Source organism: Methylobacterium sp. Leaf469 (assembly GCF_001424745.1).
GTDB lineage: Bacteria > Pseudomonadota > Alphaproteobacteria > Rhizobiales > Beijerinckiaceae > Methylobacterium.
The window spans coordinates 211,738-227,330 of sequence record NZ_LMRE01000023.1 but is presented as its reverse complement, the minus strand read 5'-3'; the positions used below and the strand labels follow the sequence as shown (position 1 = coordinate 227,330).

Here is a 15,593-nt window from a genome sequence, read left to right as displayed (position 1 = left end):
TCCGGCCCGGCTGGGGTTAAGAGAAAACATCCTCTCCATAAGCTCGCCACGTGAAACGGGTGCGAATGTTCGATAACGGGGTCGAAGGGCTTGTCCCGGACGATGCGGCGCTGGGAGCCCTGGTGCGGAGTCTCGGGGGCGAACCGCGCCTCGGGCCGCTCCTGAACGTGCCCGGCTGCGCCCTGCTGATCTTCGACGAGGCGGGTACCCGCCTCGTCCACGCATCCAGTGCGGCACGTCCTTTGGCGCATGCCATCGCGGACGCGAACGGGGTCGTCCTGCCGAGCCTTCGTCTCGCTGCGCAGATCCAGGCGACGCCCCGGCCCGCCCTGACCCGAATCCGGTTCGACCGGCGCGGCCTTGCCCCGCCGACGACCTGTCTCGTGGTTCTGGGGACGGTGTCCGACGGTCGCGTCGTGCGGGTTCTCGTCCTGACGGAGGCCGTTCCCCGACTGCGCCCCGTCGTGCCGGCTGCTCCGAGCGGGCATCCCGAGACGGTCCCGCCCGCCGCGTCCTCCCTCCCTGCGGCGGAGGCGGATGTGCCCGCGGATGTGCCAGCCGAGCCGAGCGCCGTTCCGCGCTTCACCTGGACGACCGATGCGGCCGGCACCCTCGTGCGTGTGGACGGTCCGGCCGGCGCACTCCTGCGCGGCGCGATCGTCGGGCGATCCTGGACCGCGTTGTCGCAAGGCGGCATCGCCCGGGATGCCGAAGGTCTGCTCGCCGTCCTCGCCGCCAACCGCACGTTCCGGGCGATCCCCTTGGGCATCCACCTCGCCGGCCCGAGCCGTGTCGTCGAACTCGACCTGTCCGGGGCGCCGCTGGCCCGCACCGGACAGCCGCCACGCGGGTTCGCGGGCTTCGGCATCGTGCGCGGCGTCGAGGCCGCTGCTGTATCCGAACCCGAAGCGGTCGTCCCGACCCCCCCCACCCCGGTACCACTCTCCGAGGCCGCACCACAGGAGGACCCGACGCAACGACTCGAGACCGCTCCGGACGAGCTGATCTCGGAACCCTCGCCGTCGGAAGCCGCATCCGGCACGCCGGCCCCGGACGTCGATCTATCCCCGACGACCCAGGAAACACCGGTGACCCAAGAAACACCGGTGACCCACGAGTCCCTGACGACTCACGAGCATGCGGCGTTCCGCGAGATCGCCCGCGCCCTGGGTGCGCGTTTCGCCGGCGACGATCTGGCGGAGGCTTCGCGCGACGAGGGACGTGCCAACCCGAGCGGCGCCGTGATGGTTTTTCCCGGACCGCCGCCCCGGGCGCCTGAGCCGGAGGAGCCGGCGCCGGACGCGGCCGTGGTCGCCACGCTCGAACGCCTGCCCACGGGCGTACTCGTCTATCGGGGCGACGACGTCCTGTTCGCCAACCGCACGCTCCTCGATCTCGCCGGGTTTCCCGATTTCCCGGCCCTCGTGGCGGCCGGCGGCATCGCTCACCTGTTCCGCGGCCTGCCCCCGCACGAACGCCCGACGAGCGACGCGCCCGCGATCCTGACGGCGCGCGACGGCGCCCATCGCGGCGTCGAACTCCAGCGCTCGGCCATCGATTGGTGCGGCCGCCCGGCCGAAATTCTTCTCGCGCGCGACGCTGTGAAGGACGAACCGGCCCGCGCACGAACGGCCGAGCGGATCGCGCAGGATTTCGCCGCGCGCCGTGCCCAGGACGCCCTCGGCATACTCGACGCCCTCGACGAGGGGGTCGTCACCCTGGACGACAGCGCCCGCATCCTCGCCCTCAACCGTGCGGCCGCCGCTCTGTTCGGTGCCGATCCCCGCGAGGTCGTGGGTGAGAGTTTTCTCAGTCTGTTCGCGCCTGAAAGCGCCGTCGACGTGCTGGCCGCCACGCATGGCGTTCCCGAACCGGGATCGTCCCCCGGCGAAGCGGCCTGCGAAGTGATCGCCCGCGGGCCGGACGGCCCCCTCCCCCTTCGGCTGACCATCCGCACGGTCCCGCGCGACGCCGAGACCCGGCTCTGCGCCATCCTTCGTCCGCAGCGCGGGCCGGATGTGCGGCTCACCCAGGATGCAGCGTCCTCCTCCTCGGAGGCCCTGCGTCTCGCCGAGACGGCGAACGTTCGGAAATCGGCGTTCCTGGCGCGCGTCAGCCACGCCATCCGGACGCCGATGAGCGGCATCCTCGGGTTCACGGATCTGATGCTCACCGAGCCCTTCGGTCCCCTGGGCAACGAGCGCTACCGCAACTACCTCGACGACATTCGCAAATCCGGTTCGGAGGTTTTGGGCCTCGTCGACGATCTCAACGACCTCGCCCGGATCGAGGCCGGGCATCTCGATCTCGACTTCACCGAGATTCCCCTGAACGATCTCGTCTCGCGCTGCGTCGCCCAGATGCAGCCGGAGGCCGCGCGCGAGCGCATCGTGGTGCGGACGAGTTTCTCCGCCGATCTCGCGCCGCTGCTCGCCGACGAACGCTCCCTGCGTCAGGCGGCCTTGACGGTCATCGCCAATGCGATCCGCTTCACCGAGGCCGGCGGTCAGGTCATCGTCTCCACCACCATGGCCGACCGGGGCGAGATCGCCCTCAGGGTCCGCGACACTGGCATCGGCCTCACGCCCGACGAGATCGAGACCCTGCTGGAGCCTTACCGCGCCGCGCCGGTGCAGGGCCCGCGCCCGGGTGGAGACACCGGCCTCGGCTTGCCGATCACCAAGGCCCTGGTGGAGGCCAACCGCGGCGAGTTCCGGATCACCAGCCGCAAGGAAGAGGGCACCCTGGTGGAGATGCTGTTCCCCGCAGCCCAGGCGAGCCGGCGCGCGGAAGGCTAGAACCTCGCGCAGGCTCGGTGCGTTGTCTGAAAAAGCTGGAGGTTCCCATGCTCAGGATCGTATGGAGCCGTGTGTTCCTGGTCGCAGGTCTGATGGCCTTGGCCGCCACCCCCGCCCCGGCGCAGGGGACGGACGCGGCGCCCCTGAAGAACCTCGAATCCGCCGGCGAATTTCGCAACATCACCTCCACCGGGGTGACCAAGCCGCCGGGCCGGGCCCTCGACGGCGCGGGCCCCCGGGAATCCGCCGAGCCGACCCGACGGGAGCGCACCCTCGACCGCAAGATCGGGTCGGGAATCTGCACCGGCTGCAACTGACTGCGCCACCGCCCGATCTTCGGGCAACCTGTCCAGAAGTCTCGCCGGTAAGGTGCTTGCAGCGACTATCCCCCTAAGCATAAGAAGGTTTTGGGAAGCCCCGGCTGCGCGGATCATCGCGATACGATCGGGCACCGCTCAGGGAAAACGTCATGGACGAGAAGGTGGTGGCAGTCCGCACCGAGTGGGTCGAAGGTGCCCATGTGGACGATGCGAAGTATCAGGCCATGTACAGGGCCTCCGTCGACGACCCTGCCGCATTCTGGGGCGAGCACGGCAAGCGGATCGACTGGTCCACACCGTTCACCAAGGTGAAGCAGACCAGCTTCGAGCCGGGCAATATCGACATCAAGTGGTTCGAGGACGGACGTACCAACGTCGCCTACAACTGCATTGATCGCCACCTCGAGACACGCGGCGATCAGGTCGCGATCATCTGGGAGGGCGACGACCCGACGGAATCCAAGCACATCACCTACCGGCAGCTTCACGCCGAAGTCTGCCGGATGGCGAACGTGCTACGCAATCGCGGCGTCTCGAAGGGTGACCGCGTCACCCTCTACCTGCCGATGATTCCCGAGGCCGCCTACGCCATGCTCGCCTGCGCGCGGCTCGGGGCGATCCATTCCATCGTGTTCGGCGGGTTCTCGCCGGATTCCCTCGCCGGCCGCATCGAGGGCTGCGCCTCCAAGCTCGTCATCACGGCCGACGAGGGCCTGCGCGGCGGCCGCAAGGTTCCGCTGAAGGCCAATGTCGATGCGGCCATCGCGCGTCTCGGCAAGGACGCCGTGGACCACGTGGTGGTGGTGCGCCGCACGGGCTCCGACGTCGCCATGGAGCCGGGCCGCGACGTCTATTACGACGAGGCCGCCGCTCAGGTCACCGACGAGTGCCCGGCCGAGGCCGTGGAGGCCGAGCACCCGCTCTTCATCCTCTACACCTCCGGCTCCACCGGCCAGCCCAAGGGCGTGGTCCACACCACCGGCGGCTACCTCGTCTACGCGTCGATGACGCACCAATACGTCTTCGATTATCGCGAGGGCGAGGTCTACTGGTGCACCGCCGATGTCGGCTGGGTGACGGGGCACAGCTACATCGTCTACGGGCCGCTCGCCAACGGCGCCACGACGCTGATGTTCGAGGGCATCCCGACCTATCCGTCGAACTCCCGCTTCTGGGACGTCGTCGACAAGCACAAGGTCAACATCTTCTACACCGCGCCCACCGCCATCCGCTCCCTCATGGGCGGCGGCGAAGCCCCGGTGAAGCGGACCTCGCGGTCGTCCCTGCGGGTCCTCGGCTCCGTCGGCGAACCGATCAACCCCGAGGCCTGGGAGTGGTACTTCAAGGTGGTGGGCGATTCCCGGTGCCCCATCGTCGACACCTGGTGGCAGACCGAGACCGGCGGCATCCTCATCACCCCCCTGCCGGGTGCCACCAAGCTCAAGCCCGGCTCGGCCACCCGGCCGTTCTTCGGCGTGCAGCCGATCATCGTCGATGCCGAAGGCAAGGTCCTCGACGGTCCGTGCGAGGGCAATCTGTGCATCGCGGATTCCTGGCCCGGCCAGATGCGCACGGTCTACGGCGACCACGAGCGCTTCGAGCAGACCTACTTCGCGACCTATCCCGGCACCTACTTCACGGGTGACGGCTGCCGGCGCGACGCCGACGGCTATTACTGGATCACGGGGCGTGTCGACGACGTGATCAACGTCTCGGGGCACCGGATGGGAACGGCGGAGGTGGAATCCTCCCTCGTGGCCCACGCCAAGGTCTCCGAGGCGGCGGTGGTCGGGTATCCCCATGCCATGAAGGGACAGGGCATCTACGCCTACGTCACCCTGATGGAGGGCGAGGAGGGCTCGGACGACCTGCGCAAGCAGCTCGTGGCCTGGGTCCGCAAGGATATCGGCCCGATCGCGTCTCCGGACCTGATCCAGTTCGCGCCCGGTCTGCCGAAGACCCGCTCGGGCAAGATCATGCGTCGCATCCTGCGCAAGATCGCGGAGGACGAGTTCTCGTCCCTCGGCGATACCTCGACCCTCGCCGAGCCGGCGGTCGTCGACGACCTCATCGAGAATCGCCAGAACCGGACTCACTGAGCGACACCGGTCCGATCATCCGCGCGGGCATTCCGATGCCCGCGCACCTGCGTTCGCACACACGCTTCGTCACAACGGGATGCTGGTCCGTCAAGAGACAGCGCCCGGGGAGGATCATGTCATGTCGGATCTCGAGACTGCGCGCGTCGCGCAGAATCCGCGTTTCCAAGAGCTCGTCCACGAGCGCACGCGGTTCGGCTGGACGCTCACCGCCATCATGCTGTTGATCTACTTCGGCTTCATCGGCCTCATCGCGTTCGACAAGGCGCTGCTGGCCGTGAAGATCGGCGGCGGCACCGCCTCCCTCGGCCTCGTCCTCGGCGTCACCGTGATCGTGCTCGCCTTCATCCTCACGGGCATCTACGTCCAGCGCGCCAACGGCCGCTACGATGACCTGACCGCCGCGCTGAAGCGGGATCTCGGCCGATGATCCGCCTCCGGCACCCCATCGTCCTCGGCACCACCCTCGCGGGCCTCGCCGCCAGCGTCGCCTACGCGGCCGGCCCGGACCTCGGCAACGTCACGAAATCGGCGACGAACTGGCCGGCCATCGGCATGTTCGCGTTCTTCGTGATCTTCACCCTCGGCATCACCTACAAGGCCGCCAAGGGCACCAAGTCGGCCGCCGACTTCTACGCCGCCGGCGGCGGCATCTCGGCCGGGACCAACTCGCTCGCCATCGCGGGCGACTACATGTCGGCCGCCTCGTTCCTCGGAATCTCCGGCCTCGTCTACACCTCGGGCTTCGACGGGCTGATCTACTCCACCGGCTTCCTCGTCGGCTGGCCGATCGTGCTGTTCCTCATCGCCGAGCGCCTGCGCAATCTCGGGAAGTTCACGTTCGCGGACGTGGCGAGCTTCCGCCTCGACCAGACCTCGATCCGCATCATCTCGGCCACCGGCACGCTGGTGGTGGTGGCGTTCTATCTGATCGCCCAGATGGTCGGCGCGGGGAAACTGATCCAGCTCCTGTTCGGCCTGCCCTATCTCTACGCCGTCATCATCGTCGGCGTGCTGATGATCGTCTACGTCGCCTTCGGCGGCATGAAGGCGACCACATGGGTGCAGGTGATCAAGGCCTGCCTGCTGCTGGGCGGGGCCACCTTCATGGCCGGCGCGGTGCTCTACCGCTACGGCTTCAACCCCGAGACCCTGTTCGCCGCCGCCGTCGCCACGCACCCGAAGGGTGACGCGATCATGGCGCCGGGCGGCCTCGTCAACAACCCGATCGAGGCGATCTCGCTCGGCGTCGGCCTGATGTTCGGCACCGCCGGCCTGCCGCATATCCTGATGCGCTTCTTCACGGTGTCGGACGCCCAGGCCGCCCGCAAGTCGGTGTTCTATGCGACCGGTCTGATCGGCTACTTCTATATCCTCACGTTCATCATCGGGTTCGGTGGCATCTCCCTGCTGATGTCCGATCCGGCCTACTTCAACCTCGATGCGGCCGGCGCCTTCGACAAGCTGAAGGGCATGATCGGCGGCACCAACATGGTGGCGGTGAACCTCGCCAACGCGGTGGGCGGTCCGTACTTCCTCGGCTTCATCTCGGCCGTGGCCTTCGCGACCATCCTGGCGGTGGTGGCGGGCCTGACCCTGGCGGGTGCCTCTGCGGTCAGCCACGACCTCTACGCCCAGGTGATCGCCCGCGGGCGCACCAACGAGGCGGCGGAAGTGCGTCTCTCGAAGATCGCCGCCGTCGTCATCGGCATCGTGGCGATCTACCTCGGGTACGTCTTCGAGAACCAGAACGTCGCCTTCATGGTGGGCCTCGCCTTCTCGGTGGCGGCGAGCTGCAACTTCCCGGTCCTGGCCATGTCCATCCTGTGGAAGGGCACGACGACCTGGGGGGCGCTCATCGGCGGTCTCGTCGGCCTCGTCGCAGCCGTCGGTATGGTGGTGCTATCGAAGGCCGTCTGGGTGACCACATTCGGCAATCCGGTCGCCATCTTTCCCTACGACAACCCGGCCCTGTTCTCGATGCCGCTCGCCTTCCTGACGATCTTCGTCGTCTCGAAGCTCGACAACACCCGTCGGGCCCAGGCCGAACGGGCGTCGTTCGAGGCACAGTTCATCCGTTCGGAGACCGGAATCGGTGCCGACGGAGCGCACGCACACTGAGGCTGCGAGGACGGAAAAGCTCGAGATCTGAAGGGGCGCGGCGCAATCCGCGCCCCTTTACGCATGGGTGGACGCTTTAATCCTCGCCCAGAACAAAAAATAATTGTCATTTCACGGAATTCGTTTCGAATTCGGTACTCTCCGTTGCTGCGGCGCTATTGGGCGAAATCGAGGCGTCGCTTAGCATTCGGCCCGACGCATTCAGGAACGTCGCTCGCGGACCTGGGGCCGGTTCATGCCACCCCGGGCCACGACAACTTGGATACGCACAAGGGTCCAACAGCTACGGGCGGACAACGTTCGGGCGATCGAAATACTGGAGAAACGTCGTTATGGTTGCGTCAAGCGCAATGCCCGTCAGCGATTCGGCCACGCGGCCGATGAGTGCTGGCGAGAAGAAGGTCATCCTGGCGTCCTCACTCGGCACCGTGTTCGAGTGGTATGATTTCTACCTCTATGGTTCGCTCGCAGCGATCATCGGGGCGCAGTTCTTCTCCGCCTACCCGGAAGCCACGCGCAACGTCTTCGCCCTGCTCGCCTTCGCCGCCGGCTTCCTCGTGCGTCCGTTCGGTGCCCTGGTGTTCGGCCGTCTCGGCGACATGGTCGGCCGCAAGTACACCTTCCTCATCACCATCCTGATCATGGGCATCTCGACCTTCGTCGTCGGCCTGCTGCCCTCCTACGCGACCATGAACGAGTACGGCGTCGGCTGGGTCGCCCCCGTCGCGCTGCTGGCTTTGCGGATGCTGCAGGGCCTGGCGCTCGGCGGCGAGTATGGCGGTGCGGCGGTCTACGTGGCCGAGCACGCCCCCCGCGGCCGGCGCGGCTTCTACACCGCCTTCATCCAGACCACGGCGACCCTGGGGCTGCTGCTGTCGCTGATGGTGATCCTGTTCACCCAGATCTACGTGAACGCCAACTACGCCCCCGTGGCCACCACCCTGGCCGACGGCACGGCCGGCACCATTACGCCGTTCGCCGCCTGGGGCTGGCGCATCCCGTTCCTGGTCTCCATCGTGCTGCTCGGCGTCTCCGTCTGGATCCGCCTGCAGATGCAGGAGAGCCCGGCCTTCAAGAAGATGAAGGAAGAAGGCACCGGCTCGAAGGCGCCGCTCTCCGAGGCGTTCGGCCAGTGGCGTAACGCCAAGTGGGCCCTCCTCGCCCTGCTCGGCCTCACCGCCGGCCAGGCCGTGGTCTGGTACACCGGTCAGTTCTACGCGCTGTTCTTCCTGCAGACGATCCTGAAGGTCGACCAGTTCACCGCCAACGTGCTCATCGCCTGGTCGCTCATCCTCGGCACCGGCGGGTTCCTGTTCTTCGGTGCGCTCTCCGACAAGATCGGCCGCAAGCCGATCATCCTCGGCGGTTGCGTGATCGCGGCACTGACCTTCTTCCCGCTGTTCAAGGCGCTGACCGCTGCGGCCAATCCGGCCCTGCACGCGGCCCAGCAGAACACCCAGGTGGTGGTGAAGGCCGATCCGGCGGATTGCTCGTTCCAGTTCAATCCCGTCGGCACCGCCAAGTTCACCAACTCCTGCGACATCGCCAAGGCGCTGCTCGCCCGGTCCGCGGTGAACTACACCACAGAGCCGGTCGCCGCCGGCACCAAGGCCACCGTCACCGTCGCCGGCAAGGAGTTCGCCGCCGCCGATCCGGCCTTCGCCAAGGATGTCGGCGCCGCCCTCACCGCCTCCGGCTACCCGACCGCCAACAACCCCAGCATCGTGAAGATCGTCATCGACCCGAAGGACGGCCTGTCGAACTTCGCCAAGATGATCGACATTTTCTCGGCCCAGAAGCTGACCATCATCGGCATCCTGACGATCCTCGTCCTCTACGTGACGATGGTCTACGGCCCGATCGCGGCTGCCCTGGTCGAGCTGTTCCCGACGCGAATCCGCTACACCTCGATGTCGCTGCCCTACCACATCGGCAACGGCTGGTTCGGCGGCCTCCTGCCGGCCACTGCCTTCGCCATGGTGGCCCAGACCGGCGATATCTACTTCGGCCTCTGGTACCCGATCGTCATCGCCCTCGCGACCGCCGTCATCGGGGCCCTGTTCATCCCCGAGACCAAGGATCGCGATATCTTCACCTACGACGAGGCACCGGCCCGCTCGGCCTGAGCCTCATGGACCCCGAAGGGGGACGATATCCGGCACATTCGTCCGGACGTCGCCCGCCTTCGGGCAGCGGATGAGAAAAGGCCCCGTCGCAGGACGGGGCCTTTTTCGTCGGATGCGAGCGGGATCGGCCGGAGCCGGCGTTCTCACCCCTCCGCGTCGACCATCGCGGCGTGATCGGCCTGAGTCTGCCGCGCGTAGCGGATGGCGAACTCGGCGATGGCCTCGTCGAAGGCCGACCCCCGTCCGAGGTAGCCCGCGATGGTGGTCGCGTCGCCGGAGCGCGCATGCGCTCGCGCGAGGGTGGTTCCGCACAGCTTCGCGTAGGCCTTCGCCCCGCTCTCGGCGAGGATCTCGGCCACGGCCGAGAGCTTCTTGTTCTTCAGCTGCCGCACGTAATAGGAGCGGCCACTCGGCCCGGAATGGGACGTGCCGAGAAACGGGTCGCTCGCCGCCTGCATGATGCGCTGCCCGTCGATGACGCGCTGGCCCTCCGACGCAAGGAAGAACGGGCTCAGGGCCAGGGGAGCCAGAACCGAGGGCCGCGCTTCCTTGATCTGAAGGAACAGCGGCGCCCCATCGGCATCGGCGTAGATCCCGACGGCGCAGACCGTGCCCACGGAGCCGATCCCCACGACCTTGAAGGCCACGTCGCGCTGAACGTAGCGCAGCACCAGGAGGTTGCGGTCGGCGGTCAGGCTCTGCGGGTAGGTCAGCAGCGCCGCCGCCGCCTCGTCGACCGCCTCGGTCAAGCCGTTCGCACCGGCATGGAAGATCGTCGGCGCCTTGTCGGCGATGCGCCAGTGCGCCGGGTCGGAACGCTGTGTGGCCGGATCGAGGTCGGGCGCGTCCCCGTGGCTGAGGCCGTCGGAGGTCTCGGTGGCGGCCTTGGCCAGGAGACTGCGGCAGAGGTCGCCATCGCCGAGGCGTCCGATCTCGTGGCCGAGGTCGATCCGGCTGTGCCAGACGCTCAGCGGAGCCAGGTCGGAGAGCGCCCGCATATGCTCGCGGTAGGCCCGCACGCCGGCCCGGGCCGCGCGGCGCGCCTTGTCCTCGCCTTGCGACAGGGCCGCGACGGCGACGCTGGCGGCGAGGCGCTTCACGTCGATGGTGAAGTCGACATTCCACAGGGTCTCGTCGAAATCGTTGATGTCGAACAGGGTCTGCCCTTCGGGGCTGCGATACACTCCGAAATTGCCGATATGGCAGTCGCCGCAAGCCTGGACCGGGATGCCCGGCGCCGGCGCACCGACGAGGTCGGCGGCCATCACGGCGGCGGCCCCGCGCAGGAAGGCGAAGGGGTTCGCCCGCATGCGCTCGTGGCGCAGGGGAATGAGTTCGATGAGCCGGCCGGAATCGCCGGCGTTCAGGATCGCCAGGGGATCGCGACCCGGCGCCGGCTGCCATTCGGCGTGGGACTCGCGCGGCACCGAATCGCGCAGGCGCTTGCCGGCCGCGCGGCGCTCGCCACGGCGGGATGAGGTCTGGGTGTCGGTCATGGAGTTAGGCCTCGGTCGGGATGCGGCACGTTGCGCGGGCGGCGCGCCCTGCGAGATCAGTGCCGGAAGTGGCGGTGTCCGGTGAACACCATCGCGAGGCCGGCGGCGTCGGCGGCGGCGATCACCTCGGCGTCCCGCATGGAGCCGCCCGGCTGGATCACCGCCGTCGCACCGGCTTCGGCCGCGGCGAGGAGGCCGTCGGCGAACGGGAAGAACGCATCCGAGGCGACCACCGCACCCTTGGCGAGGCTCTCGGCTGCTCCGATGCGCGCCGCACCCTCGGCGGCCTTCCAGGCGGCGATGCGGGAGGAATCCACCCGCGACATCTGCCCGGCGCCGATGCCGACGGTGGCGCCGTCGCGGGCATACACGATGGCGTTCGACTTCACGTGCTTGGCGATGCGGTAGGCAAAGCGCAGGTCGGCGTATTCCCGCTCGGTGGGCGCGCGCTTCGTCACCACATCCAGCGGCATGTCGTCGATGACGGCGGCATCCCGGCCCTGCACGAGGAAGCCGCCGGACAACGTCTTCACCGTCTCGCCGGTCGCGCGCGGGTCGGGCAGGCCGCCGGCGAGGAGCAGCCGGAGGTTCTTCTTTCCCGCCACGATGGCGATGGCCTCGGGGCTCGCATCGGGCGCGATGATCACCTCGGTGAAGATCTCGACGATCCGCGCCGCGGCCTCGGCGTCCAGGGTCCGGTTCAGGGCGACGATGCCGCCGAAGGCCGAGGTCGGGTCGCAGGCGAGGGCCCGCTCGTAGGCCTCGACGAGGCTCGCACCCTCGGCGACCCCGCACGGATTGGCGTGCTTGATGATCGCCACCGCGGCGACGCGGGCGGGATCGAACTCGGCAACGCATTCGTAGGCCGCGTCGGTGTCGTTGAAGTTGTTGTAGGACAACTCTTTGCCCTGAAGCTGGCGCGCGCTGGCGATTCCGGCGCGGACGAGCCCCGGCGCCCGGTAGAAGGCGGCCTTCTGATGCGGGTTCTCGCCGTAGCGCAGGCTTTGCGCGAGGTTCCCCCCGATGGCGCGGAAGGCCGGAGCCGAGGTCCCGGCCGTGCTCTCGCCCTGCCCTGCCATCCAGTTGGCGATGGCCGCGTCGTAGGCGGCGGTGCGCGCGAAGGCCTTGCCCGCGAGCGCCCGGCGCGTGCCGCCGCAGAGGGAGCCCCCCTGGGCATCGAGCTCGGCGAGGATCGCGCCGTAATCGGCGACATCGACCACCACGGCCACGTCGGCGTGGTTCTTGGCCGCCGCGCGGATCATCGCCGGACCGCCGACATCGATGTTCTCCACGCAGTCGTCGTAGGATGCGTCACGCGCGATGGTGGCCTCGAACGGGTAGAGATTGACCACGAGGAGGTCGATCGCGGCGATGCCGTGAGCGGCGAGCGCGGCCTGATGCTCGGGATTGTCGCGCACCGCCAGGAGGCCGCCATGGACCGCCGGGTGCAGGGTCTTGACCCGTCCGTCCATCATCTCGGGGTAGCCGGTGAGATCGGCGACTTCCGCCACAGGCAGGCCCGCGGCCTGGAGTTCGCGGTGGGTGCCGCCGGTGGAGACGAGGGCGATGCCGCGTGCGTCGAGGGCCCGGGCGAACGCGACGAGCCCCGCCTTGTCCGAGACGGAAAGGAGCGCGCGGGTCACCCGCACCTGATCATGCGACATGGAAGGCTGTCCGGTCGAAAGCGATGGAACCGCCCGGCGCCTAACACGAAATCCCGGCAGGCGACCAGGGTGGTCCTCAGCCCGTCGTGGGTGTCGCCCTGGCGAAGCGCCAGCGCACACGGGTGTCCTCCGAAACCGTGAGGTAGAGGACGATCTGGTCCGTGCGTCGTGCGCCCGTCAGCCCGGCGAAGTAGACGCTCTCTTCCAGGGCCATCTGCGCGCCCTCGGCCTCGACCTGCCAGACCTCGCCGATGGGCGAGACGAGCTCGAGGCCGCCCTCCTCTCGGCCGCGGGCGGCGATGGCGGGGTGGAGGTGGAAGCGGATCGCGACCTCGTGGGCCCTCGCGCGTGCCGACCCCGACCGTACGAAGGCATCCTCGCCTTCCACAACCGACCCGTCGGCGGCCAGGCGCCAGCGCCGCTCGTGGACGAGGCCGAAATCCGGGACGTAGCCGTCGTGGCGGGCGGCGAGCACCCGCGTACCGTCGGGATCGAGGGTGCGCTCCGCCTTCACGGCCTTGGGGCCGCGCAGGACCACGGGCCCGATGCGGCTGGCGAGCCACGTCACCGCCCAGCGCTCGTACCAGGCCCCGCCCCCGGTGAGGAACCGGCACGAAGAGGAATCGGCGATGGTCGCCGTGGAATGGGCGGCGGTGCTGCGGGCGAGGCGCCGGAGTTCCGGCCCGCTCGCCGGCAGGCCGCAATTGATGACGATGCGCTGGGGGCCGCTCGAGAGTTCGAACGAGAGGCAGCCCGCTCCGGCGTTGATCGAGTCGACCAGCGGCGGCGGCGCACCGACATCGGCGACCAGGAGCACGCGGCCGGCCTCCAGGCGCTCGTAGCCCGAATTCGGCGCGTGCATGAGGGGCTGGGCCATGGCACCGTCATAGACCAGCAGGGTGGCCAGATGGTCGGCGGCGGTGGCGCCCATGCCGTTGAAGTGGCTCAGCGAGGCGTCGGCGTGGCGCAGGAGCCGCAAGAGGGGCAGCATCCGGTCGACGGCGTGAAGCAGCGCCTCCGGCGGGTCGATGCCGCGCCCGAGGAAACTCTGGCGCAGGGGCAGGAGGTCGAGGAGCAGCTCCATGGCGAAGCGCGGATCGCGGCTGCGGTGGCCGCCATCCGGCATGATCTGACGTTCGAGTTCGCGCACGAGGATGCGCGTGGCTCGCCTCAGGATCGGCTGAATGCCCTCGCAGCACAGCCCGGCGTAGCAGAGCGCGACGGCGGCGAGCAGCCGGGTCTGGGGCGAGATCCCGCGCCGTAGGTCGCGCTCGAGATCGCGCGCAGTCCGGCCGATGGTCTTGAGGAAGGCCTGATAGAAGGCGTGGTCGGCCCCCTCCAGCACCAGGGGGGACTGGCACAGGAAGGCGATGAGCCGGCGGGCCGCCACGGGCGTCGGTTTGGCGAGCCCCGCCTCGCCGCGCCCGGCCATGAAGTCGGCCACGAACGCACGGGCGTTGGCGCGGGCCAGGGCCGTGTCGGCGGCGCGCAGGTGGCGCAGCCAGCCGAAACCGTAGAGGGCGTCGGCCCATTCGGGGGATGGCGGCGCGTAATCGAACGGCGAACGCCCGCTGACGGAAAGGGACCGCCCGGCGAAGACGAACAACCCCGCGTAGATGTCGTCCGCGAAAGTGGCATCGCTGGTGCGCAAGTCATGGGGCGCGATGACGAGGCCGGTGACCCGGGCACCCGCAAGAATATCGGGTCGTCCGGTGGCGCCCACATAGATATTGCGTGCAACCTGAGCGACCTCGCGGCCGATCAGCCGATAGAACCGCCAGCGATCAGCCCCCCAACGCACGCCGTCTCCCTTCCCGAAGGGCCGGCATATGTCCGGATTCCCTCGCCCTCAACCTAGGCCGTGCGTCTTAAGGGTTGGTTAACCTCATAAGACGGGGCGGTCGAGGGGGCGTGATCGCGATCGCGGGAAAGACGCCGTCGCGGGCGTTTCAGCGAGGGCTGCGCTGGCCGGGGCGATAGGCCTGGGCTGGAAGGTCCGACGATACGGCCTCACCGCCCGTCGGCCGCCCGACCGGATTGGGCGCGGGCGTCGGAACCCCGCGGGCCGGCGCCTCGGGCTGCTGGATCACATCGGTGATGTACCGGCCGCCGGGCGCGGGACCCGGTACGGCACCCGGCACCGGACGGGTGACGGGTGCCGCGACAGCCTCGTTCGAGGGCGCCGGGGCGATGAATCGGCGACCGGCCGCTTCCGGTACGGCGCCGGCCTTGGGCGCGGGCTCGGGTCTCGTCCGTGCCTCGACCGGCCGCGGCGGCGTGGCGCGCTCCCTCCGCGCCGTGTCTGCGCCCGCAACCGGGCGGGGGCGGCGCCGGATGCGGGTGGGCTCGGTGCCGGCAGGCGCGATCCCCACATCCGCCCGGGGACGCGCCACGAGGTCCAGTCTCATGCTCTCCACGGCTGCGATGAGGTCCGGCAGGCTGGCCTGCTCGGTCCGGCACAGGCGGATGCGGAGCGACAGCGCCCCGATGGGATCGGGTCGGCTCAGGGCGCCGAACAGGCGCGGTCGGCCGGAGGCCTGCATCATGGCGGGGGTCAGGTCGATCCACTGCCAGGCGTAGAGACAGTCGGCACCCACGGCCATGCCGACGGGGCCGTAGGCGTTCCGGCGCGGAACCGGAAGCACGCGCAGGATCTGACCGGGAAACAGGGCGGCGATCTCGGCGTCGATCCCGGCGCGGTTCGGCCGCGCGAGGTTCGCCGGAAAAGCCAGGACGAGGTCGGCGGTCTGAGTGCGCAGGGCGAGATTCGCCGCATTGGTGCCGGCGCCACCGCCGAACTGGATGCGCTGATCGAAGCCGTCGCGCACGAGGGTGTCGTTCGTGGCGACCACCCGCCCGGCGCCCGGCAGGCGCAGTACGGGCGCCGCCTGCGCCGCCGGGCCGATGGCGAGCAGGGCCAAGGCCGCGGTGGCGGCGAACCGGGCAGCAGGAAATCGGCGCACGTGGTG

The 15,593-nt window shown here is 69.1% G+C and carries 10 protein-coding genes; 6 read left to right on the top strand and 4 right to left on the bottom strand.

All coding sequences use genetic code 11. The features are described 5' to 3' along the window. Positions 1-65: 65 nt before the first annotated feature. The 6 genes from ASG60_RS12260 (at position 66) to ASG60_RS12235 (ending at position 9,464) form a co-directional block, all read left to right on the top strand. On the top strand, positions 66-2,798 hold the full coding sequence (locus ASG60_RS12260; RefSeq protein WP_056385798.1) for a HAMP domain-containing sensor histidine kinase: 2,733 nt from the start codon (positions 66-68) through the stop codon (positions 2,796-2,798). Between the two features lie 47 nt (positions 2,799-2,845). Beyond that, positions 2,846-3,115 (top strand): hypothetical protein, encoded by a 270-nt coding sequence (locus ASG60_RS12255; RefSeq protein ID WP_082531735.1) that lies wholly within the window; start codon positions 2,846-2,848, stop codon positions 3,113-3,115. 152 nt (positions 3,116-3,267) lie between these two features. Next, positions 3,268-5,217, top strand: a complete 1,950-nt coding sequence (gene acs / locus ASG60_RS12250) for an acetate--CoA ligase (protein ID WP_056173597.1) — start codon at positions 3,268-3,270, stop codon at positions 5,215-5,217. A 121-nt stretch (positions 5,218-5,338) separates the two neighbouring features. Next, entirely contained in the window at positions 5,339-5,647 is a 309-nt protein-coding gene (locus tag ASG60_RS12245) for a DUF485 domain-containing protein (protein WP_056173595.1), read from the top strand. Beyond that, entirely contained in the window at positions 5,644-7,338 is a 1,695-nt protein-coding gene (locus ASG60_RS12240) for a cation acetate symporter (protein WP_056173592.1), read from the top strand. Before ASG60_RS12245 ends, ASG60_RS12240 begins: the two co-directional genes overlap by 4 nt. A gap of 380 nt (positions 7,339-7,718) precedes the next feature. Next, the gene (locus ASG60_RS12235; RefSeq protein WP_082479296.1) at positions 7,719-9,464 is read left to right on the top strand and encodes an MFS transporter; all 1,746 of its coding nucleotides are present in this window, start codon (positions 7,719-7,721) and stop codon (positions 9,462-9,464) included. Positions 9,465-9,607: 143 nt separating this feature from the next. On the opposite strand, the gene ASG60_RS12230 is transcribed toward ASG60_RS12235, so the two are convergent. The 4 genes from ASG60_RS12230 to bcsN form a co-directional block, all read right to left on the bottom strand. Beyond that, positions 9,608-10,960, bottom strand: coding sequence for a DUF2252 domain-containing protein (locus ASG60_RS12230; protein WP_056305914.1), 1,353 nt, complete (start codon positions 10,958-10,960; stop codon positions 9,608-9,610). Between the two features lie 56 nt (positions 10,961-11,016). Beyond that, complete coding sequence (gene purH / locus ASG60_RS12225; protein ID WP_056385793.1) at positions 11,017-12,624, bottom strand: bifunctional phosphoribosylaminoimidazolecarboxamide formyltransferase/IMP cyclohydrolase; 1,608 nt, start codon at positions 12,622-12,624, stop codon at positions 11,017-11,019. Positions 12,625-12,700: 76 nt separating this feature from the next. Next, positions 12,701-14,425 (bottom strand): heparinase II/III family protein, encoded by a 1,725-nt coding sequence (locus ASG60_RS12220; protein ID WP_056385792.1) that lies wholly within the window; start codon positions 14,423-14,425, stop codon positions 12,701-12,703. 148 nt (positions 14,426-14,573) lie between these two features. After that, positions 14,574-15,587 carry a cellulose biosynthesis protein BcsN gene (gene bcsN, locus ASG60_RS12215; protein WP_056386081.1) on the bottom strand — a complete coding sequence of 338 codons (1,014 nt, stop codon included), beginning with the start codon at positions 15,585-15,587 and terminating at the stop codon, positions 14,574-14,576. Positions 15,588-15,593 lie beyond the last annotated feature (6 nt).

What these genes read in the sequence shown, in the direction of transcription:
- ASG60_RS12245 (WP_056173595.1), top strand. Translation starts at nt 5,339, where the DNA reads ATGTCGGATCTCGAGACTGCGCGCGTCGCGCAGAATCCGCGTTTCCAA.
- purH (WP_056385793.1), bottom strand. Translation starts at nt 12,624, where the DNA reads ATGTCGCATGATCAGGTGCGGGTGACCCGCGCGCTCCTTTCCGTCTCG.
- ASG60_RS12240 (WP_056173592.1), top strand. Translation starts at nt 5,644, where the DNA reads ATGATCCGCCTCCGGCACCCCATCGTCCTCGGCACCACCCTCGCGGGC.
- ASG60_RS12260 (WP_056385798.1), top strand. Translation starts at nt 66, where the DNA reads ATGTTCGATAACGGGGTCGAAGGGCTTGTCCCGGACGATGCGGCGCTG.
- ASG60_RS12230 (WP_056305914.1), bottom strand. Translation starts at nt 10,960, where the DNA reads ATGACCGACACCCAGACCTCATCCCGCCGTGGCGAGCGCCGCGCGGCC.
- ASG60_RS12255 (WP_082531735.1), top strand. Translation starts at nt 2,846, where the DNA reads ATGCTCAGGATCGTATGGAGCCGTGTGTTCCTGGTCGCAGGTCTGATG.
- acs (WP_056173597.1), top strand. Translation starts at nt 3,268, where the DNA reads ATGGACGAGAAGGTGGTGGCAGTCCGCACCGAGTGGGTCGAAGGTGCC.
- ASG60_RS12235 (WP_082479296.1), top strand. Translation starts at nt 7,719, where the DNA reads ATGAGTGCTGGCGAGAAGAAGGTCATCCTGGCGTCCTCACTCGGCACC.